This window comes from Pseudomonas sp. MPB03 (assembly GCF_046605385.1).
Classification (GTDB): Bacteria; Pseudomonadota; Gammaproteobacteria; order Pseudomonadales; family Pseudomonadaceae; genus Aquipseudomonas; species Aquipseudomonas zanjanensis.
The window spans coordinates 5428993-5450145 of the sequence record NZ_CP176770.1 but is presented as its reverse complement, the minus strand read 5'-3'; the positions used below and the strand labels follow the sequence as shown (position 1 = coordinate 5450145).

Annotated in this window: 20 protein-coding genes and 1 pseudogene; 10 read left to right on the top strand and 11 right to left on the bottom strand. The window is 61.1% G+C overall.

The features are described from left to right. Positions 1-20 precede the first annotated feature (20 nt). From ACLH0I_RS23620 to ACLH0I_RS23610, 3 genes are read right to left on the bottom strand one after another with little or no spacing between them, the layout of a single operon-like run. The gene (locus tag ACLH0I_RS23620) at positions 21-1043 is read right to left on the bottom strand and encodes an SIS domain-containing protein (RefSeq protein WP_411385533.1); all 1023 of its coding nucleotides are present in this window, start codon (positions 1041-1043) and stop codon (positions 21-23) included. After that, the gene (gene nagA / locus ACLH0I_RS23615) at positions 1024-2130 is read right to left on the bottom strand and encodes an N-acetylglucosamine-6-phosphate deacetylase (RefSeq protein WP_250965757.1); all 1107 of its coding nucleotides are present in this window, start codon (positions 2128-2130) and stop codon (positions 1024-1026) included. Before nagA ends, ACLH0I_RS23620 begins: the two co-directional genes overlap by 20 nt. Positions 2131-2147: 17 nt before the next feature. Beyond that, positions 2148-2879 carry a GntR family transcriptional regulator gene (locus ACLH0I_RS23610; protein WP_181286541.1) on the bottom strand — a complete coding sequence of 244 codons (732 nt, stop codon included), beginning with the start codon at positions 2877-2879 and terminating at the stop codon, positions 2148-2150. 1525 nt (positions 2880-4404) lie between these two features. On the opposite strand from ACLH0I_RS23610, the gene ACLH0I_RS23605 reads away from it, so the two are divergent. Further along, positions 4405-4764: a DUF6124 family protein gene (locus tag ACLH0I_RS23605; RefSeq protein WP_411385532.1), complete on the top strand. Its 360-nt coding sequence runs from the start codon at positions 4405-4407 to the stop codon at positions 4762-4764. A 73-nt stretch (positions 4765-4837) separates the two neighbouring features. Here the strand turns inward: ACLH0I_RS23605 and ACLH0I_RS23600 are convergent, their stop codons facing one another. Both ACLH0I_RS23600 and ACLH0I_RS23595 read right to left on the bottom strand, forming a co-directional pair. Continuing rightward, positions 4838-5344 carry a murein L,D-transpeptidase family protein gene (locus tag ACLH0I_RS23600; protein WP_250966036.1) on the bottom strand — a complete coding sequence of 169 codons (507 nt, stop codon included), beginning with the start codon at positions 5342-5344 and terminating at the stop codon, positions 4838-4840. Between the two features lie 41 nt (positions 5345-5385). Further along, on the bottom strand, positions 5386-5937 hold the full coding sequence (locus ACLH0I_RS23595) for an NUDIX hydrolase (RefSeq protein WP_092205380.1): 552 nt from the start codon (positions 5935-5937) through the stop codon (positions 5386-5388). Between the two features lie 146 nt (positions 5938-6083). Here ACLH0I_RS23595 and ACLH0I_RS23590 point away from each other — a divergent pair, with 146 nt between their 5' ends. From ACLH0I_RS23590 to ACLH0I_RS23580, 3 genes are read left to right on the top strand one after another with little or no spacing between them, the layout of a single operon-like run. Further along, a complete protein-coding gene (locus ACLH0I_RS23590; RefSeq protein ID WP_250966037.1) occupies positions 6084-6683 on the top strand; it encodes a CoA pyrophosphatase in 600 nt (199 codons plus the stop codon). A 17-nt stretch (positions 6684-6700) separates the two neighbouring features. After that, on the top strand, positions 6701-7225 hold the full coding sequence (locus ACLH0I_RS23585; protein WP_250966038.1) for a gamma carbonic anhydrase family protein: 525 nt from the start codon (positions 6701-6703) through the stop codon (positions 7223-7225). Continuing rightward, positions 7222-7431, top strand: coding sequence for a DUF1289 domain-containing protein (locus tag ACLH0I_RS23580; RefSeq protein ID WP_411385531.1), 210 nt, complete (start codon positions 7222-7224; stop codon positions 7429-7431). The genes ACLH0I_RS23585 and ACLH0I_RS23580 overlap by 4 nt, the downstream gene beginning before the upstream one ends. A gap of 119 nt (positions 7432-7550) precedes the next feature. On the opposite strand, the gene ACLH0I_RS23575 is transcribed toward ACLH0I_RS23580, so the two are convergent. Beyond that, complete coding sequence (locus tag ACLH0I_RS23575) at positions 7551-8204, bottom strand: Pr6Pr family membrane protein (RefSeq protein WP_411385530.1); 654 nt, start codon at positions 8202-8204, stop codon at positions 7551-7553. Between the two features lie 15 nt (positions 8205-8219). Further along, the gene (locus tag ACLH0I_RS23570; protein WP_003205228.1) at positions 8220-8450 is read right to left on the bottom strand and encodes a VF530 family DNA-binding protein; all 231 of its coding nucleotides are present in this window, start codon (positions 8448-8450) and stop codon (positions 8220-8222) included. A 499-nt stretch (positions 8451-8949) separates the two neighbouring features. Between ACLH0I_RS23570 and ACLH0I_RS23565 the strand changes: the two genes are divergently transcribed. After that, complete coding sequence (locus tag ACLH0I_RS23565) at positions 8950-11364, top strand: glucose/quinate/shikimate family membrane-bound PQQ-dependent dehydrogenase (protein WP_411385529.1); 2415 nt, start codon at positions 8950-8952, stop codon at positions 11362-11364. Positions 11365-11627: 263 nt separating this feature from the next. Here ACLH0I_RS23565 and purT read toward each other — a convergent pair whose 3' ends face one another. The 4 genes from purT to ACLH0I_RS23545 form a co-directional block, all read right to left on the bottom strand. Continuing rightward, a complete protein-coding gene (gene purT, locus ACLH0I_RS23560) occupies positions 11628-12809 on the bottom strand; it encodes a formate-dependent phosphoribosylglycinamide formyltransferase (protein ID WP_186709961.1) in 1182 nt (393 codons plus the stop codon). Positions 12810-12899: 90 nt separating this feature from the next. Next, positions 12900-13367 (bottom strand): preQ0 transporter, encoded by a 468-nt coding sequence (locus tag ACLH0I_RS23555; RefSeq protein ID WP_186709959.1) that lies wholly within the window; start codon positions 13365-13367, stop codon positions 12900-12902. A 237-nt stretch (positions 13368-13604) separates the two neighbouring features. Then, on the bottom strand, positions 13605-14390 hold the full coding sequence (locus ACLH0I_RS23550; RefSeq protein WP_411385528.1) for a siderophore-interacting protein: 786 nt from the start codon (positions 14388-14390) through the stop codon (positions 13605-13607). A gap of 4 nt (positions 14391-14394) precedes the next feature. Continuing rightward, positions 14395-14964 carry a PadR family transcriptional regulator gene (locus ACLH0I_RS23545; RefSeq protein ID WP_250962446.1) on the bottom strand — a complete coding sequence of 190 codons (570 nt, stop codon included), beginning with the start codon at positions 14962-14964 and terminating at the stop codon, positions 14395-14397. 422 nt (positions 14965-15386) lie between these two features. On the opposite strand from ACLH0I_RS23545, the pseudogene ACLH0I_RS23540 reads away from it, so the two are divergent. From ACLH0I_RS23540 to ACLH0I_RS23520, 5 genes and pseudogenes are all read left to right on the top strand, one after another. Next, positions 15387-15871 (top strand): annotated as a pseudogene (locus ACLH0I_RS23540) (CS1 type fimbrial major subunit). 124 nt (positions 15872-15995) lie between these two features. Beyond that, positions 15996-18530, top strand: a complete 2535-nt coding sequence (locus ACLH0I_RS23535; protein ID WP_411385527.1) for a CS1-pili formation C-terminal domain-containing protein — start codon at positions 15996-15998, stop codon at positions 18528-18530. A gap of 75 nt (positions 18531-18605) precedes the next feature. After that, entirely contained in the window at positions 18606-19823 is a 1218-nt protein-coding gene (locus tag ACLH0I_RS23530) for a hypothetical protein (protein ID WP_250962449.1), read from the top strand. Positions 19824-19881: 58 nt separating this feature from the next. Then, positions 19882-20625 (top strand): molecular chaperone, encoded by a 744-nt coding sequence (locus tag ACLH0I_RS23525; RefSeq protein ID WP_411385526.1) that lies wholly within the window; start codon positions 19882-19884, stop codon positions 20623-20625. A 32-nt stretch (positions 20626-20657) separates the two neighbouring features. Then, positions 20658-21143, top strand: a complete 486-nt coding sequence (locus ACLH0I_RS23520; protein ID WP_411385525.1) for a CS1 type fimbrial major subunit — start codon at positions 20658-20660, stop codon at positions 21141-21143. Positions 21144-21153 lie beyond the last annotated feature (10 nt).

Below are 21153 nucleotides of genomic sequence, written 5' to 3'. Positions count from 1 at the left end.
TGCGTTAAAGGGCCATCGGTTCAGTGGGTCCGGGTGACCTTGCTCAAGTGCCGTGGCTGGTCCGGGTCCAGGCCTCGAGCCACGGCCAGGTTGGCGGCCATCCGGTAAAAGCTCTGGATCGCCAGGATCGGGTCCAGGGCCGAGTGCTCGGCACGGGTCAGCGTCAGGTCACGCTCGGCGATGTCATCGGGCGCGGCCAGCAGCACCCGGGCGCCGCGCTGGCGCATGTCGGCGGCCAGGCTCAACACACCGGCCTGCTCGGCACCGCGGGGGGCGAACACCAGCAGCGGATAATGCTCATCGATCAGTGCCATCGGCCCGTGGCGAACCTCGGCGCTGCTGAAGGCTTCGGCCTGGATCGCCGAGGTCTCCTTGAATTTGAGTGCCGCTTCCTGGGCGATGGCGAACCCAGCGCCACGGCCGATGACCATCAAGCGCTGGCATTCACGCAGCGCCTCGACGGCAACGTTCCAATCCTGGTGCGCGGCTTCACGTAGGCCTTCGGGCAGCGCGGCGCCGGCGTCGAGCAACTCGGCATCGTCTTTCCAGTGGGCCACCAGGCGCGCGCTGGCGCTGAGGGTGGCGATGAAACTCTTGGTGGCGGCGACACTGCTTTCGATGCCGGCGCACAAGGGCACGCTGAATTCACAAGCCGCCTCCAGCGGAGAGTCTTCTGCGTTGACCATCGCCACGCTCAAGGCGCCGCGCTTGCGCAACAGGCGCAGGCTGTTCACCAGGTCCGGGCTCTGCCCCGATTGAGAAAACGCGAACGCCACCTGGCCACTGACCTTCAACGGCGCCTGCTGCATGGTCACCACCGACATCGGCAACGAGGCCACCGGAAAACCCAGTTGTTGCATGGTCAGGTAGGCAAAGTAGCTGGCGGCATGGTCGGAGCTGCCACGGGCCACGGTCATCGCCACCTGCGGCGGCTGGCGGCGCAGGCGTCCGGCAATCTCCTGCAGGGCGGGGTCCAATCGCTGCAATTGGCGCTCGACAGCGTCGGACGAGGCCAAGGCCTCTTCAAGCATCTTGGAAGTCAATGGCTTCTCCTTCGACCATCACGTCGATCAGGTTCAGGACACGGTCAAGGCGCACGCAGTCGGCCCAGGCGCCGGGTTGCAGGCGCCCGCGTTCGGGCAGGCCGAGGTAGTCGGCGGGGAATTGCGACAGGCGTCGGGAGGCTTCGGCGAGGGGCAGGCCGATTTTCACCAGGTTGCGCAGGGCCTGGTCCATGGTCAGGGTGCTGCCGGCCAGCGTGCCGTCGGCCAGGCGCACACCGCCCAGGCATTTGGTCACGGTGTGGCTGCCCAGCTTGTATTCACCGTCGGGCATGCCGGCGGCGGCGGTGGAATCCGTGACGCAATACAGGCACGGGATCGAACGCAAGGCCACGCGCATGGCGCCGGGGTGCACGTGGAGCAAGTCCGGGATCAGCTCGGCATATTGCGCATGGGCCAGCGCCGCGCCGACGATGCCGGGCTCACGGTGATGCAGCGGGCTCATGGCGTTGTACAAATGGGTAAAACTGCTGGCCCCGGCCGCCAGTGCCGCGACGCCTTCTTCGTAGCTGCCGAGGGTATGACCGATCTGCATGCGCACGCCCCGGGCGCTGAGGGCACGAATCAAGGCATCGTGGCCGGCGATTTCCGGCGCGATGGTGATCACCCGGATCGGCGCCAGGGCCAGGTACGTCTCCACTTCAGCCATCAACGCGGTATGGGCGAAATTCGGTTGGGCGCCGAGTTTGCCGGGGTTGATGTAAGGCCCTTCCAAATGCACGCCCAGGATGCGCGCGCTGCCGCTGGGCCGCTGTTCGCAGTATTCACCGAGGGCTCCGAGTACGCTGGCGATCTCTTCGCTTGGCGCGGTCATGGTGGTGGCGAGCAGCGCCGTGGTGCCGAAGCGCACATGGGTGCGGGCAATGGTGTCGAACGCCGGCGCGCCTTCCATGATGTCCTTGCCGCCACCGCCGTGCACATGCAGGTCGATGAATCCCGGCAGCAGGTAGGGCAGGTCGTTGCTCGTCGGGTCGCAGGGCTGGCCTTCGATGGACACGACCTTGCCCTGTTCATGGACCAGGCGGCCGCGTATCCAGCCGTTGGCGGTGAGGATGTTGTTTTCGGACATGGGGATTCTCTGATCGTCTAGCGCCGCAACTCGGCGACGAAGTCGTAGTAGTCGTTGCGGCAATAGGTGTCGGTGACTTCGATGGGCGTGTTGTCTTCCAGGTAGCCGACCCGGGTCATCAGCAGCATCGCGGTGCCGGGGGCGATGCCCACCAGGGCGGCGAATTCGTCCGAGGCGTTGATCGCCTGGATGTGTTGCAGGGCGCGCACCACGGGTTTGCCGATGCCGTCGAGGAATTCATAAAGCGAATCGCCCACTGCCTGCGGCTTGGGAATAATCGAGGCGGGCAGGGTGCTCATCTCAATGGCCATGACCGTATCGTCGGCCTTGCGCAGCCGTTTGAGCCGGGCGACTTTGTCAGTGGGCGACAGGCCCAGGCGGATCAGTTCTTCGTGGGTCGGCGGAGTGATTTCTCGCTCCAGCCACTGGGACCCGGGTACGAAGCCTTTGAGCCGGAGCATCTCGCTGAAGCCGCTGAGGCGTGACAGCGGTTGTTCCAGGCGCGGGGTGATGAACGTGCCCGAGCCTTGGTTGCGGCGGATCAGGCCTTGTTCGAACAGCACCTCCAACGCCTTGCGGGCGGTGACCCGGGAAATGCCCAGTTGCTCGCTCAAGCTGCGCTCGGAGGGCATTGCTTGCTCGGCTTTCCATTGGCCGGCGTGGATCGCGGCTTCGAGATTGCGGGCCAGTTGCAGGTAGAGCGGGGTGGGTTGGGTGTCGTCGGGGCGTAGGGTCTGGATGTTGTTCATTTGTTTGTCCGATGCGTTTTTTTTGGGCGTTGTCGCTCGGTGAGTGGGGTGGAAGCTAATACCACTTGAATACCATGTCAACGCTGCTTTTCTGGGGTTGGCCAGTGTTTTCTGGGTATTTATTCGGGTGTAGTTTAAGTGGTATTAGGGTGGTTTTTGTGGGGCGTGGAATTACAGCGTTGGGATGGGGTTTTTGAAGGTCAGTGGTATGCACGGAGGGCGGGTTGCGGAGTTTGATATTTATTTTTATGGCGACCGGTGGTAGTTCGTTTTGTGTGTATATCCGTTGCTAAGGTCACGGCGGCTTAGGGTTCCGCCCTGACGGTGGGTCACTTTTGAGAAGCCCGGAAGCCGCCCCAGTCAAAAGTAACCAAAACGCTTCTCCCCACCATTCGGTGCCTCGCCTAGGCATTGCTTTGCGGTGACGTTGAATATCCACAAAGGTTTTGGGAACGGCAGGGTCCTGTGGCGAGGGAGCTTGCTCCCGCTGGGGCGCGCAGCGGCCCCAAAAAAGCGATGAGCGCTACGCACTCAAGCGGGAGCAAGCTCCCTCGCCACAAAAGCCTTCCCAGCCATCACGGCACAGATTGATCCACGGTAAACACTGTGGGAGCGAGCCTGCTCGCGATAGCGGTGGCTCAGTTAATGAAGATGTTGGATGTGCCGGCCCCTTCGCGAGCAGGCTCGCTCCCACAGGGGACTGGGTGCACACATGAATTTGTGTCTGCTGAAGATCCAGTGTGGGAGCGAGCTTGCTCGCGATAGCGGTAGTTCAGTTACCCAGATTTGGATTGGCTACCGTCATCACGAGCAAGCTTTGCTCCCACAGGATAAACGCAGTCCGATCAGGAACCAGGTCGGCTATCAGGCCGCCTCGGGGAGGACGTTGATCTCGGGCGCCCCGTTAACCACGCTGGCCGCACGCAGGCATTGTGGAGTGGGCAACCCGGCATGGATGCCGGGTTAGCCGCGCTGGGCCATGGATGGCCCTTCGCGGCGGCCCACGGAGCAATGCCGGAGTGAGGGCACACCGAGCCTAGGCGAGGTGCCAAGTGGTGGGGCAGAAGCGTTTTGCTTACTTTTGCGCTTCTCAAAAGTGAGCCGCCGTCAGGGCGGAACCCTAAGTGGCCGTTACCGCAGCAATGGATATGTACCCAATTCAATCCAAAAAAGCCTATCTGGAATTTTGTCTGAAACATCCATGATCAAGTGGACGGTCTGTCAGACGCACCGAAGTTTCCGACATGTTTTTAAGGTTGTCCCTCGGAAGCGAGGACTCTAGCCTTTGGGTGTCGCTGCCAATTCAGCGACCGGATTTGACCGTCCGAGAAATCTAGACGCGCCAGCGTTCCAAGACCTAGTTCAGGCGCTTTTCTTCCGTCTGAGGTATCGTGTCGCGGCAGCTGTGCGTGGGACGTCTTCGGACGTGCCGGTTTTCTTGATTCCCGGTCGGTCAACCCGCGTACAGCTGCCCTTTTTTGTTTGACCGCGAAAAGTGGTGGCTCCATTGAATCAGGAGCTCTAAATGATCAAAGAAACCCCCAACCCTCCCAAACCCGCCTCCACCTTCCCCTACGGCGACTACGCCCCCGACAAGCTGAAAGAAGCCGCCGACCGCGCGATGGATCATTACCTCAAACCCGACGACAGCGAACCAGAACCCCAACCCTCGGTGCAGTTGTTCACCGTATCGGACAGCGTTGACACCGAAACCCTGCTAGCCAACCTCAGCGAAACCCTGGCCTCGGCCAATGCAGTACTTAGCGACCTCATGTTTGATTTGGACGGCTCACGGCGGCATGTGGCGTCGGGGGTGGCGCAAATGATCGAACTGGGGACGTTGCTGGCGAACAAGGCCTTGGACCGGGTTGAGCTTCGGACTTGATGCCAACGTAACTTGTGGCGAGGGGATGAAATCCCCTCGCCACAAGAGCTCCGTCGGCGCATGGAAAAATGAGTTAAGGCCGAATCTCGATCATCGTCCCATCCGGCACCAGGTTCCACACCTCACGCATGTCCACATTGCGCATGGCGATGCAGCCGTCGGTCCAGTCCAGGGTGTGGAACAACTGCTCGGGGTTCTCTTCCGAATCCGGGGTGCCATGAATCATGATCATGCCGCCCGGTTCAACGCCCTCGCGACGGGCGCGGGCGGCGTCGCTGATGTTGGGGTAGGAGATGTGCATCGACAAATAGAACCGGTCACTGATCTTGCGCCAGTCGATCCAATAGAAACCCTCGGGGGTACGCTTGTCGCCCTCGATCAGCTTGGGGCCTTTCTTGGCGCCCTTGCCCAGGGAGATGCGATAGGTCTTGAGGGGCTTGCCGTCGTTGATCAATTGCAATTGATGGGCGGACTTTAGCACCAGCACTTTTTCGATGACCTTGCCGTTGTAGGTGCCCACGGCAGCGGCTTGGGACACAGCGGTAAACGACAAGCAGAACAGGACAAGCAACCAGCGCATTGAAACGATATCCCTAGAGGTGTCGCGGCTATATTGGATTTTCAAGTATTGGCAGGCTGGGCCAGCGGCGGTATCGACTCGGATCGCACCGGATAGTCTTCGGCTCGCCGATCAGCGTAGAAGTATTCTAGGGTACGGCCCACTGTGCGGAAAGCCAGCTCGTCCCAGGGAATGTCGGCCTCTTCGAACAGCTTCACTTCCAGGCTTTCGGGCCCGGCGGCGAAATCCTCGTCCACCAGCTCGGCGCGGAAGAATACATGGACTTGGCTGATATGCGGGACGTCGATCAGCGTATAGATGCTCAGGTTACGCACCCGGGCGCAGGCTTCCTCGGCGGTTTCGCGCACCGCGGCCTGCTCGACAGTTTCGCCGTTCTCCATGAAGCCCGCTGGCAGTGTCCAATAACCGCGCCGTGGCTCGATGGCGCGTCGGCACAACAGGACCTTGCTGCCCCAAGTCGGTACACATCCGGCAACGATATTGGGGTTCTGATAATGGATGGTATGGCAAGTGTCACAGACAAAGCGCAGTCGCGAGTCGCCCTCGGGTATGCGCTGGGTCACCGGGTTACCGCACTGGCTGCAGAATTTCATGCTTGGATTCCTGGAGGCTGCGCCTATCTTGGCGTGTACGGGGCGGTATCGGCAAGTTGTCGTTTCGCGACATGACGCGGTCCGGGGCTTGGGCCGCTTGCGTGATTGGTGCATGATGCTAGGCAGCGAATAAATCGAGAAGTCTCATGCTGGACGAGCTACTGCATCGAGTAACCAACCACACGCCGCGCGATCTGGAGACCGATCGGCGTTTCCCTGAAGCGGCGGTGCTGGTGCCGATCACTCGCAGTGATGAGCCGGAGCTGGTACTGACCCTGCGCGCCAGCGGTCTGTCGACCCACGGCGGCGAAGTGGCGTTCCCCGGCGGACGTCGAGACCCGGAAGACCCCGACCTGATTTTCACCGCCCTGCGCGAAGCGGAAGAGGAAATCGGCCTGCCCCCCGGCCTGGTGGAGGTGATCGGTCCCCTCAGTCCACTGATTTCGTTGCATGGAATCAAGGTCACGCCTTACGTCGGCGTGATCCCGGATTACGTCGAATACCAAGCCAACGACGCCGAGATCGCCGCAGTGTTCAGCGTGCCGCTGGAGTTTTTCCGCAAGGATCCGCGCGAGCACACCCACCGCATCGACTACCAGGGCCGTAGCTGGTACGTGCCCAGCTATCGTTTCGAGGGTTACAAGATCTGGGGGCTGACAGCGATCATGATCGTCGAGTTGGTCAACCTGCTGTACGACGCCGATATCGACCTGCATACCCCGCCAAAGAGTTTCATCAATACCTGATGCCCCCGAGGATTCCCATGAAATACCGCCTGGGCGATGCCCGTGTCGAAACCCATCCACAGAGCTGGGTCGCGCCCAACGCCACGCTGGTGGGCAAGGTCCGCCTCGAAGAGGGCGCCAATGTCTGGTTCAACGCCGTGCTGCGCGGTGACAACGAACTGATCCTGATCGGCAAGGACAGCAATGTGCAGGACGGCACGGTGATGCACACCGACATGGGTTATCCACTGACCATCGGCACCGGCGTGACCATTGGCCACAACGCCATGCTCCATGGCTGTACGGTAGGCGACTACAGCCTTATCGGCATCAACGCGGTGATCCTCAACGGCGCGAAGATCGGCAAGCACTGCATCATCGGCGCCAACGCGCTGATCGGCGAGAACAAGGAGATTCCCGACGGCTCGCTGGTGATGGGCTCGCCCGGCAAAGTGGTGCGCGAATTGACCGAGGCCCAGAAGAACATGCTCGTGGCCAGCGCGGCGCACTATGTGCACAACGCCCAGCGCTACGCCCGCGACCTGGTCGAGCAGGAACCATGAGCGCCATTGAGCGCCCGGTGCCGTCGCCCTGCGTGAATATCTGCGCGCTGGACGATGACGACATCTGCACCGGCTGCCAGCGCACCGTGGCCGAGATTACCCGTTGGAGCCGGATGGACAACGAGGAGCGGCGCGCGGTTTTGGCGTTGTGTCATGAACGGGCCAAGGCCAGTGGGTTGGTGTGGATGTTGCCGGCGAGGCGGTGATATCCACTTGTGAACACAAACCCCTGTGGGAGCGAGCTTGCTCGCGATGGCGGCGGCACATTCAACAATGCCTCAAGCTGATCCACCGCTATCGCGAGCAAGCTCGCTCCCACAGGGGGTCAGGGTTTTTCCTTGATGCCTAACCACCGATCCACCCCCACCACCCCCAGCGCAATCCCGACAAACCCCGCCAATATCCCCCCGGCATTGATGAACACCTGTGGATAACCCAGGCTCGCCACGTCGATGAAAGGGTAGGGGTAGGCCGCCAGCAAATCCCCGCGCAGCAGGACATAAGCGAAATAGACCAGGGGGTAGATCATCCATAGCCCGATGTGGCCCAGGCGCAAGCTGCCTTTGGGCATGCACCGCCACCAATAGGCGATGTACAGCAACGGCACCACGTCATGCAGTAATTCATCGGCCACGAATTGCCAGCCTTCGGGTTGCCAGAGATGGCGCAGCAACAGGTTGTAGGCCAGGCTGACCAGGGCGATGCTCACGGCGATGCCGCTGCGTACGCTGGGCCTGAGGAACCAGCGTCGGGCCGGGGAGGGGCGCGGGGTCAGCTCCCAGGTCAGCACCACCGCCACCAACAGGTTGGTCAGCACCGTAAAGAAGCTGAAGAAACTCACCAACCCGCCCAGCAGGCTCGCGCCCAGTTCCCAGCGGCCCAGCAGAATCAGATACAGCTGGATGCTCAACCCCGCCCAGGCCAGCAGCGCCGCCACCGACACGAAGCGCTGTCGCAGGGTGAGGTGAGGACCTTTCACAAGCCCCACGGCTATTCAGACCGGCCGTTTGGTGCGCATCAACTTGATGTACAGGCGCTCGACTTTCTCCCGCGCCCAAGGCGTCTTGCGCAAGAAGGTCAGGCTAGACTTGATGCTCGGGTCGCTCTTGAAGCAGCGGATATCGATGCGTTCAGCCAGGCCGGACCATTCGTAATGCTGTACGAGGGCATTGAGGATCTGCTCCAGCGTCACGCCGTGCAGCGGGTTGTTGTTGGGTTCGGTCATCGGGGGCCTTCGCGGGAAAAAGGGTAAAGCCGCGCACCTTAGCCGAGGTGCCCTTGTGGTGGAAAGCATAGCCTTCATCGTGACCTCCCGAGCCCGGCGCACTGTTACTGAATCCGAGATGATTCATGTCAATAAAAGCGCTTTCTCTATTTGTAACTGGACATTATCCTTGCGCCGCCTGCTGAAACGCTTCTTCTGGGGTGCCAGAGCCTCTGCGTACAGCTCACTCCCTGCTGAAAGATCAAAAAATGCTCAATGTTCAGATCCTGAAAGACAGCGCTGTCTCAATGGGCTCCTGTGGGAGCGAGCTTGCTCGCGATAGCCATTGCACATTCAACCTGTCAGCCGACTGACCCGCCGTCATCGCGAGCAAGCTCGCTCCCACAGGGATCGCGGCAACCGAATTTGCCTTTTTCCAACTGAACCATGGCCCCTCAAGATCGTCATCTAAAGTGACTACTTGCGCGGGACTCTTCAAAACGACACGGAGAATCACACTATGAGCACTGAGGGTGCTTTGAGTCGAAGCCGTCTGCTACCGAGCTTGCTCGGCATTCTGTTTCTATTGATGGGCCTGGCCCTGCTGGCCGGAGGAATCAAGCTGAGCACGCTCGGCGGCTCGCTGTATTACCTGCTGGCCGGTATCGGCCTGGCGCTGACCGGCGTGTTGCTGATCATGGCCCGTCGCGCGGCCTTGGGCCTGTACGCGCTGGTGCTGTTCGCCAGCACCGTGTGGGCACTCTGGGAAGTAGGCCTGGACTGGTGGCAGCTGGTGCCGCGCCTGGCGATGCTGTTTGCCCTGGGCATCGTCATGTTGCTGCCGTGGTTCCGTCGCCCGCTGTTGGCCGCCGATGCCTCGGCCATGGGCACCCGCGCATTGGGTGCCGCCGTGGTCATCGCCGGTATCGCCGCGCTCGCCAGCCAGTTCACTAACCCGGGTGAGATCAAGGGCCAACTGGACCGCGACAGCGTGCCGGGCATGGCCAACACCGCACCGGCCATGCCGGAAGGCGACTGGAACTCCTACGGGCGCAGTGCCCATGGCGACCGCTATTCGCCGCTGGCGCAGATCACCCCTGAGAACGTCGGCAAGTTGAAGGAAGCCTGGTCCTATCGCACCGGCGACCTGCCAGGGCCGAACGACCCGGGTGAAACCACCGCCGAAAACACCCCGCTAAAGGTCAACGGCATGCTCTATGTGTGCACGCCTCACAGCCAGGTGATTGCCCTGGAGCCTGAGACCGGCAAGGAAATCTGGCGTTTCGATCCGAAGCTTTCCACGCAAAAAGCGGAAAATTTCAAGGGTTGGGCCCACATGACCTGCCGTGGCGTGACCTACCACGATGACGCCGTGTACGCCTCCGCCGAGCAGAGCCCGACCGGCACCGCCAGCACCACGCCGGCCAGCACCGTGTGCCCACGGCGGATCTTCCTGCCGACCGCCGACACCCGTCTGATCGCCCTCAATGCCGACACCGGCAAGATGTGTGAAGACTTCGGCGACAAGGGCCAGGTCGACCTGACCGCCAATATCGGTGGCTTCACTGCGGGTGGTTACTACTCCACGTCGCCACCGGCGGTCACCCAAAACCTGGTGGTGATCGGCGGTCACGTCACCGATAACGTTTCCACCGACGAGCCAAGCGGTGTCATCCGTGCCTACGACGTGCACACCGGCAAGCTGGTGTGGAACTGGGACAGCGGCAACCCCGACGACACGACGCCGATTGCCGAAGGCAAGACCTACACCCGCAACTCGCCGAATATGTGGTCCATGTTCAGCGTCGATGAAAAACTCGGCATGCTCTACCTGCCGATGGGCAACCAGACCCCCGACCAGTTCGGCGGATTCCGCACACCGGAATCGGAGAAATACGCCGCCGGCCTGACCGCCCTGGACATCGCCACCGGCAAGGTGCGCTGGTACTTCCAGTTCACCCACCACGACCTGTGGGACATGGACGTCGGCGGTCAACCGACCCTGATGGACCTGAAGACTGCCGATGGCGTTAAACCGGCCGTCTTGGCGTCGACCAAGCAGGGCAGCATTTACGTGCTGGACCGCAGCAACGGCCAGCCGATCGTGCCGATCAAGGAGATCCCGGTGCCGCAAGGCGCGGTGGAAGGCGACTTCACCTCGCCGACCCAGCCGATGTCCGACCTGAACTTCGTGCCGCCGGTCCTTCAGGAACGCGACATGTGGGGCGTGACCCCGTTCGACCAGATGCTGTGCCGGATCGACTTCAAGTCCTTGCGTTACGACGGCATGTTCACGCCGCCGTCGCTGCAAGGCTCGATTGTCTACCCGGGCAACTTCGGCGTGTTCGACTGGGGCGGCATTTCGGTTGATCCGGTGCGCCAGATCGCGTTCGTCAACCCGAGCTACATGGCGTTCAAGTCGAAACTGGTGCCGGCGGCGGAAGTGGCCGGTGGCCCGGGTCGCAAGAGCGAAACCGAAGGCGTGCAGCCGAACAAGGGCGCGCCCTATGGCGTGATCCTCGAAGCGCTGCTCTCGCCCATGGGCCTGCCGTGCCAGGCGCCTGCGTGGGGTTATGTCGCGGCCGTGGACCTGACCAACAACAAGACCCTGTGGAAGCACAAGAACGGCACCGTGCGCGACAGCTCGCCGGTTCCGATCCCGCTGAGCATGGGCGTCCCGAGCCTGGGTGGCACGTTCACCACGGGCAGCGGCCTGGCGTTCCTCAGCGGTACGCTGGACCAGTACCTGCGTGCCTACGACGTGAAAAACGGCAAGCAGTTGTGGGAAGGCCGCCTGCCCGCTGGCGCCCAGACCACGCCGATGACCTACACCGGCAAGGACGGCAAGCAATACGTGCTGGTCGTTGCCGGCGGCCACGGTTCCCTGGGCACCAAGCAGGGTGATCATGTAATTGCCTACAAGCTGCCGGATTAAGCCCAACCGGCGTTCATGAAAAAGGCGACACCCGCAAGGGTGTCGCCTTTTTTTAGCAGCGCGGAGTCTCTGTGAACCCAGGCCTCCGAGCTTCTGAGCTTCTGAGCTTTTGTGGCGAGGGAGCTTGCTCCCGCTGGGCTGCGAAGCGGCCCCCTGCTTTGCCAGCCATCCCACCGCAGGGGATGCTGACGCATCCAGCGGGAGCAAGCTCCCTCGCCACAGGGGATCGTGCTCAGCCTAGGACTTGAACTCAGCCCTGGGCTTTACAGTTCGATTTTCACGGCCTGGGAAGCCCGGGTCGCCTTGGCGCGGGCGGCTTCGATGGATTCATCGCGGGCCAGGGCCACGCCCAGGCGGCGCTGGCCGTTGACTTCCGGCTTGCCGAACAAGCGCAGGGCGGTGTCCGGTTCGCTCAGGGCCACGCCCAGGTTGGCGAAGGCGGTCTGGGTCGACTGGCCTTCCACCAGGATCACCGCCGAGGCCGAAGGGCCGAACTGGCGGATCAACGGGATCGGCAGGCCGAGGATCGCGCGGGCGTGCAAGGCGAATTGCGACAGGTCTTGGGAAATCAGCGTCACCAGGCCGGTGTCGTGCGGGCGTGGCGAGACTTCGCTGAACCACACCTGGTCACCCTTGATGAACAGCTCGACGCCAAACAGGCCGCGACCACCCAGGGCTTCGGTCACCGCCTTGGCGACGCGCTCGGATTCGGCCAGGGCCACCGGGCTCATGGCCTGGGGCTGCCAGGATTCCTGATAGTCGCCTTTTTCCTGACGGTGGCCGACCGGTGCACAGAACGTGGTACCGCCGACGTGACGCACGGTGAGCAAGGTGATTTCGTAGTCGAAGTCGATAAAACCTTCGATGATCACCCGGCCCTTGCCGGCACGGCCGCCTTCCTGGGCATAGTCCCAGGCTTTCTGCACGTCATCAGTGCTGCGCAGCAGGCTCTGGCCCTTGCCCGAGGAACTCATCACCGGCTTGACCACACACGGGAAACCCAGAGTCTCGACGGCCTTGCGGTAGTCCTCCACGGTGTCGGCGAAAAAATACGGCGAGGTGGGCAGGCCCAGCTCTTCGGCGGCCAGGCGACGGATGCCCTCGCGGTTCATGGTCAGTTGCGCGGCGCGGGCCGTAGGAATCACCGTGAAGCCTTCCGCTTCCAGCTCCACCAGGGTGGCGGTGGCGATGGCTTCGATTTCCGGCACGATGAAATGCGGCTTCTCGGCTTCGATGACCGCACGCAGGGCCGCGCCGTCGAGCATGTTGATTACATGGCTGCGGTGGGCCACTTGCATGGCCGGCGCGTTGGCGTAGCGATCCACGGCAATCACTTCGACGCCCAGGCGCTGCAGTTCGATCACCACTTCCTTACCCAGCTCACCGCTGCCACACAACAAAACGCGGGTCGCGGTGGGCGACAATGGGGTTCCGATACGGGTCATCTGAAGGTCCTCAAACAGGAGCGGATCATCGGGGGCGCGCGCCGGGCGAGCTTCCCATGGGAGAAAGCGCGGCATTTTACATGAACCGCGTCAGCCGGCGACGGCCTGTTTGCGCAGACGCCAGGCCATGATCAGCCAGACGGCGGTGACCCCGGCGAATTTCGAGAGCAGGGCGGTGATCACCACGGCGGGCGTCAGGGCGTCGATCAGGCCGAAGAAAATGAACGTGTCCAGGGGAATACTCAGGGCCGAACTGATCCACAACCGGTCATGGAGCGGGCGCTTGGTGATCGTGAACACCAGCCAGTCGATGCACTCGGACACCGCGAACGCCGTGGCGCTGGCCAGGGCGATGGTCGGGTCCGATGTCACATAGGACAACACCAGCGCCGCCAGCATCGCCACGATGGCGCCATGGCCGAAACGGGTCTGCACCATGTCCCGCAGGATAAACACCAGTCCGCCCCAGGCCGACCAGATGATGTCCAGGTGCGGCGCGGCGGAAAACGCGAAGTTGATCAGCACGACGCTGCTGATGTAGGCGAGCAGGAAAAGCATGGGGCGGGGTACCTGGTGGGGATGGATAAAATATTAAAGGACAGTGATAGCCCTGTGGCGAGGGAGCTTGCTCCCGCTGGGCTGCGAAGCAGACCAAAAACCTGACAACTCGGTGGATCAGATAGATCGAGGTGACTGCTTTGGGGGGCTGCTGCGCAGCCCAGCGGGAGCAAGCTCCCTCGCCACAGGTGTTGGCGGCGTCAGTGTAGGGAGGGTACTTCAGGTACCGCCAGTCCCTCAATCTTCCTCACTGTCATCCAGCTTCCAATACCCCACCGCCTTCACAAAATCCTGATCCAACCCTTTCTCTTCCAGCAACACCTTGCGAATCTGCCGCGACACCTTGCTCTCGGTCGCGACCCAGGCGTACAGCTTGCCGCCAGGCATGTCCAACTGTTGCACGGTGCGCAGCAGGTTGTCCTGGCGGCCCTCGCGCAGTACCCAGATCACGTGCACCTGCGCCGGGCTCTGGAGGATTTGCTGCTCGGCGCCGTTTTCCACCTCCACCACCACCAGCGCACGCCGGTTGGGCGCCAGCCCTTCGAGGCGGCGGGCAATGGCCGGCAGGGCAGTTTCGTCGCCGACCAGCAGGTAGCTGTCGAAAATGTCCGGCACGATCATCGATCCCCGTGGCCCGGCAATGTTGAGGTATTGACCGGGCGTGGCCTGGGCGGCCCAAGTCGAAGCAGGGCCGTCACCGTGGAGCACGAAATCGATGTCCAGCTCTAAGGTTTCCAGGTCATAGCGGCGCGGCGTGTAGTCGCGCATCTCGGGCATCGGGCCTTGGGCCTTGCCCGCGCTGGGGTTGAAATTATCCAGGGCGGCCTGTTCCTCGGCGTTCTGCGGGAACAGCAGTTTCACATGGTCGTCCGTGCCCAGGCTGGCGAACCCGGCCAGTTCCGGACCGCCGACGGTGATGCGGCGCATACGCGGTGTCAGGTCGACCACCCGCAGCACTTGCAGGCGGCGACGTTTGATCTCGTGGTTGACGCGGTGGATGGTGTTTGGATCGACTCCAGTCATGCTTCTACTCCGAAACGGTTGGACGGCCAGGGCCGTCGACAATGGCTTTGGCGGTGTCGTTGAGCAGGTCGCGCACCCGCAGGATTTCGTCAGGGCTCCAACGGCCATGGTGCATTTGCAATGCATGCCGCAGGTTATACACCGCTTCATGGATTTCCGGGGGGCGGTCATGGCCGCGCAATGTGCGCTTGCTGATTTCGATGCGCGAGTGCACTTCATCCAGCGCTTCGGCCTGGTTCTTCAGTGATAGACGTCCGGCATCGGTCACGCTGTAGCTTTTTTTTCCATTTTCGACGCTGCAGCTGACCAAGGCGTTCATTTCCAGAAACGTCAGGGTCGGGTAGATCACGCCCGGGCTGGGGCTGTAGGCGCCATCGAACAGGTTCTCGATCCGGCGGATCAGGTCATAGCCATGGCAGGGCTGTTCGGCAATCAGCGCGAGCAATAATACTTTTAAATCGCCAGGGGCGAACACCCGGGGGGCCTTGCTGCCTCGCGAACCAGTAGGGCGTCGTTCGAAACCGTCGTGTTCACGTTTGGAGCAAGAGTCGGGTTGGGAATAAAGGACGTTCATATGCTGTCTCCGTTCTGCATATAGAAAAAGCACCCAGATATATCTCCAATAAAAGATATATCTTTTTGCTTGAGGTTTTTGCGAGCTGAGATATATCTTGTTTTCGTCGGAGGTTAGTTGGGCGGCGGGAGCGGACCTTACATCAAAGCTCAATGTTTGCGGGGCGGCGGCATGGATTTCCAATGATGAAAATGGTGAAAACTTAAAATGTGGGCAGTTTCTGACAGCGGAACTTAAGTTTTATAAATAACGGCGTATTTTTCGCTCTTGCGTATGCTGGAGTTACTACAAGGCTATAGGAAGTTGCCTGCTTTTTTTTAGCGGAGGAAAGCCGATCATGCTCGGCGTTGGAGAGGCGGGCCAAGTTGCTCTTGGTCTGCAAGCCCAACCTTCTATTTACGCTAAGAACAGGTGTTAACAACATGCTTAAGCAATTCGTAACCGCTGCCTCCCTGACCGCCGCCGCGCTGAGTTCGTCGTGGGCATTCGCTGCTGATGATGCACGCTCGTCCATCCATATCACTGCGGACATCCCGACCGATTCGTTCCGCGTCCTGCCGCGCAACCCGGACTTCGGTAGGGACGAATACATGGGCTACAACCCGACTAGCAGCACCTTGACTCCGTTGCGACAGGTTTTCGACGTGAAGAACACCGACGGTTCGGTCAATGCCTACATCGACGGCGGTCCGAAGTCGCTCTCCAATGGCAGCGACAGCATTGGCCTGACCACCACCTTCAACGGCGTCACGTTGACCGCCACGTCTCAAGAAGTGGTGGACGACGCATCGTCGACCCCGGTACCACCGCTGACATGGTGATCACCGCGGCCAAGCCCTTGGCCAACCAGACTGGCCGGTATGTCGCTGACATGACGGTCATCTTCGACGCGGTACCTCGCCCGTGATGCCATCGATTGCCTGATGGAACTCATCCGTTCCATGGCATGACCGCAGGCCGGCCGGTCCTCCCCAACCGACCGGCCTGTACCTGAAACGCCCTGATCACTCGCTGATTATGAGAGTCCGTTGATGTTTTCGATGACACCCATCGCGGGTGCGCTCGCGCTATTGTTATGCGCGAACGCATTGGCCGCGCCGACTGCCCCCGGTACGACGCCGACAAGCCTGTTATCCCAGGCCAAGGGACTGCCGGCGGAGTTCGAATCGCACTTCTTTGACGTGCCCTTGGCGGTTCGTGTTGAACTCAATCAACGCTATCTCGGCGAGGCCATGGTGGTCTTGACCCGGGATGATCGGGTCACCTTGCTCGAGTTCACCGACACCCAGGACAGCCTGATAAAACCAGTCGAGCGTGATCAATGGGAGCAATTGCTCAAGCGAGGGCAGCCGCTGGGCGCATGCGAAGCCAACTGCGTGTCAGGGTTGCTCGCGATACATTACAGCCTTGAAAATTCCTTGGTCTCGATCCTCACCCGGGACGTGGAGCGAACCAGCGAAACCAAGCGTTATCATGATCAACCGCAAGACGGTAGCTTCGGCCTGATCTTCAATAACCAACTCAATATCAATGGCGGCCAGGAACAGGACACCGGCGGGCGTTATGGTCTCAACGCCAGTTCCAGCCTCGGAAACTGGAGCCAATCGCTCGACCTCCAGCTGTCTCGCCTTGGCGGCCCGGACGACAAGCTGTACCACGCCGTCCACGAGCTTTACACCCAGCGCGAGCTGGAAGGCAGTTTTTTTCGCCTGGGGTATTTCACCCCCGGCTCCGATGGCTTGAATCGCCAGATTCGCGCGTTCGGCGCCAACCCCGACACCGCGCTGGGCGTGATGTATGGCAGTTCCGACAGCTTGGCGATCGACAATCCGAAACCCAGCGTCTACCCCATTTATGTCACCGCCAGTCGTCAGGCGGCGGTGGAGATTTATCGCAACGGCCTGTTGATCAACACTCAAGCGGTCAGCGCCGGTTTGCAGAGCCTCGACACCCGGTCTTTGCCCGGTGGCATCTATGAAGTGGAAGTCCGGCTGCTCGAGGACGGGCAAACCACCGCCACCAGCCAGGAGCTGGTCTACAAGCCCAACAACTGGACCAACGTCGAGGACCGCTGGCGCTACAACCTGTTCGCCGGACGCGAAACCCGGTTGTGGAGCAACTGGGAAGAGCAGCCCTCGGGTTTCAACACGGCTGGGCTAGGGGTCAATTACCTGCTCCATCCCCGGGTGATCCTGGGCGCTTCCACGCGGCAGGTGCAGGACAAATTGCAAGTCGGCACGTCGGTGGACTGGACACTGGGCAATAGCACCAGCCTGTACGCCAACGTCTATCAGACCCAGCAGTACGGCACCGGGATGGATGTGCAGGGCTTGTACAGCTACGGCCATGGCAGCGTGGTAGCCAGCCACAACCGCAGTTGGCTGGACACCCGCAACACCTACGAGACCTTGCCCGACGGCACCCGCATCCGCCAGCGCAATGTGTTCATCGGCCAGACCAGCAATTCGTCGCTGTCGGTCAATCATCGCCTGAGCAACAAGACCTCCCTCAATGGCCGGCTCGCTTACAGCGAAGGCAATGTCCAGGGCACGGGGCTGGACTTGGGCTGGACCCAGCGCGGCAAGCTGCGCGGCAGCGACGCCAACTGGCGGTTGTCGATGTTTGACCGCCCCGGTACGTCGAGCACCGGCGACAAACGTAATCGTGGTCTGGACCTGAGTGTCAGCGTTGCGCTGGGTGGGCGGGGCGAGTACTGGTCGGGCAGCGTAGGCACCCGCACTTCGCGCGATGGCGAGCGGGACAACAATGCCTCGCTGTCCTATCGGCGCAGCCTGGAGGACCACGTCTTGCAGAGTGTCTCCGGCACGGTGCTGGCCGACACCTATGGCGTGGGCCTGTCCGGCCTCGCCAGTTTCCAGACCGACGCTCTCTATGGCGACGGTTTTGTCCAGCGCTCGTCCTATAACGACAACCTGGCCGGCGGCTTGAACCTGAGCAGCACGGTGGCCGTCGGCGGCAGCAAGGCCGCGTTCACTGGCGAGCCCCAGGGGCGCGGCGCGGGGATGATCGTCGACGTGGAAACCGACCTGGAGGATGTCGTCCTGCGCGCCGACGACTTGACCGGTGGCAGCACCGTGTTGCATCCGGGCCGTAACTTCGTGCCGATCACCGCCTATCAGAACAGCATGGTCACCTTCGACTTCGATGGCGTGCATCCACCGGCGGCGAACATCGCGCCGTCGCGCACCCGTTATCACCTGAACAAGGGCGGGGTGGACTACCGCCGGATCAGCGTGATGAAAACCGTGACCGTGCTAGGTCGCCTGCTGGACGAACAGGGGCAACCGCTCAAGGGCCATCACGTGATCAACCACGCCAGTCGCGGGGTCAGCGAGGTGGACGGGTTCTTCTCCATGGAAATGAATGCCGGCTCGCCAACGCTGGAAGTGCGTTACGGCAACCAGTTGCTCTGCCAGTTCCGTCTCGATCCGGACAGCGCCGGCCACGAGGAGGATGTGTTGTTGATCGGTGACTTGCGTTGTACGCCAGACACCTTGGCCGATACCACGATTACCGATGCCGGCGCGGCCAAACGGCCTTCATGAGCCGCTTGAATGCCGGGATTGCGCTTTTCCGGCGATGGCTCGCAACGATTCGCTTTGATGCATGAGGTTGTATAGATGAAGTTTTTAAGGAGACTGGCAAGCGGCGCGGCTGCGGTGGCCTGGTTGGCCGGCTTGCCGGCTGTCAATGCCGCCACGCTGGATATCACCGCGCGCTTCAAGGCCGATAGCTCGAAACCCCGCGAGAACACATTCGTCAATACCACGCGAAACAGCGGGTATTGCGCGCAATTTCCCGCCTACTGCGAGTCGGCGGGGATCGCCAGCCTGAGTTGGGCCGTGGGGGCGGCAGGCGGGCCTGTCCAAGCCAATCATGAAGACGTCCGGCAAGGTGTGATGCTTAAAGCCCCGGCCAGTTGGCGTAAGGTGCAGGTCACCCATACCGGTACGGGCCGTACCGAGACGCTTGAGTTTCGCGTGGTCGGGATCGGCGGGAGCATTGGGCTTACCCCTCGTGCGAGCGAAATCGTCGGTGGCGGCGTCGATGAGCCAGCCGCCAGGCCAATGATTTTTGGTTCTCCTTTTTGGCAAGCACCCTCGCCATGTACCGGTAGCAATAACAACCTGTCGCCCCAGGGATTTTTCTGGGGGACGCCAACAGAAGGCGTCTGTACCAAGCGGTCTCAGTATCAGATTTCTCGTCTGTCCTACGACGGCATGAGCTTTGCCTACGAGTTGCGCACGCCCAAACCCATCGGAATGGCCGGCGGCCGCTACCAGGGTTCGCTGACGCTTAGCGTAGGGCCGGGCCAGGATTTCGATTTCGGTGATGTTGTGATCCCCAATGATCCGGTGCTCACACTCAATTTCACGCTGGATGTCGAACATATTCTCAAGATTGAAGTGCCGCCGGGAGGAAACCGGATCGATCTGGCGCCTAGAGGGGGCTGGTCAACCTGGATTGGCGGATCTACGCCGAAGCTGTACCAGGATCAGCTGTTCTATATCTCGACGTCTTCGCCTTTCTCGATAACCCTTGAATGCACCGGCCTCCAAGGCGAGTGCGGTTTATCGAACACCGTGAACAACGCGTGGACTCAGTTGGATCTCTATGTGACGTTACCTGGCACTGTGTGGGTACACGATGGAGCTGAGTATCCGGCCAATCACGTCTGGCTTGCACCAGGGACAGCCTTCACCAACGATTTTCGCCCACTCAAATATATCGATCGCCAACCCGCAACCCTACATTTCGAGGCATCCCCCAATAGATCTTTGCGTTACGACGGCACCAATATCGGCACCGTCACGGTGATTTGGAATTCAGAGGTTTGAATGGCCCGCCAGCTGGCAGTGTCCGTGAGTTGCATTTAATACATAAGGTAAAGACGTGATGAAGCATTTATGGGTATGGATCGGGCTGTCTATGTTTAGCGGCATGGCTCTGGCCGGGCCGCAGATCAGTGTCGGAGTGGTGTATGACTACCTCCAAGGTGACAAGAGCACCTACATGAAGCGGGTGTTCAATGGCGGGACCTCTACCGCGTTCGTCAAGGTCAGTGTCTTGGAGATTATTTACAACGACGACGGCAGCTTTCAAGAAGTGCCCGTTGAGAATCAGGCCGGTGTCATCGCCCGCGATGGTCTGATGGCGAGCCCGGCGCGCCTGATCGTGCCGGCCAACGGCGTGCAGGGCACCCGCTTGCTGTTCATGGGCGATCGGAGCAAGGAACGCTACTTCAGGTTGCGCTTCGTGCCGGTGGTGCCCGAGGACGAGGACGAGTTCGCCGTCAGCGCCGAGGAGCGCGAGGCATACAAGAAAGAACGCATGGAGGCTGGTGTCAAGGTCTTGGCCGGCTACGGCACGGTGTTTTTCGTTCGCCCCAAGGACACCCGTTTCGAGACCGTCATCGATAGCACCGACAGTCGCTATTCGTTGCGTAATAACGGCAATAGTGTGGTGGTGATCGACGAGTTAAAGAACTGTTCGGTCCTGAAAGCGAACGACTGCGAGCCGAGCACCAAGCATCACGTCATGGCCGGGCGGACCTTTTCCATCGACAAGCAGCCGGGGCGTGAATACCGCTTCACCTTGGTCGAGGGTGAGCAAAAGAAAGAAATCGAGTTCAAGGGCTAATGGCTCGCCGTCGTTCGCTACAGGTAATCATTATGTCCAAGACATTGGCACGTCCGACCCTTTGCATTTTTTTGATGATCTCGAGTTTCATGGCTTGGGGCGCGGTTGAACGGGAAACCTTTGAAGTTTCCTTCGTCCCCCCGTCGGATCGATTCCATGTGTGGCCGGTCGATCCGAGCCTGACCTTCGTGGAACAGAGGCTACCCTACAATTCAAACACCGGAGCGTTAGGACCGTTGCGGGCTCCTTATCGTGTAAAGAATGCCAACGGTGCCATTGGCGCCCGCCTTGGGGAGCTGGCCTACCTGTCCGACGGTCGCGAGCGCATCGACCTACGGGTAAAGTTCAACAATGTGGAGTTGAACCTCGAGTCCAGGGAAGTGGTGTCAGCCGCCGACGCGGGTACTATTGGCAAGATCGTGGATCTGGAAATCGCCGCCATCAAGCCGGCCGGCGGTTATCCGTCCGGCCAGTACCACGGCACTGTGCACATGGTTTTCGATGCTATTGCGCCGTAGGCCGTGGCTC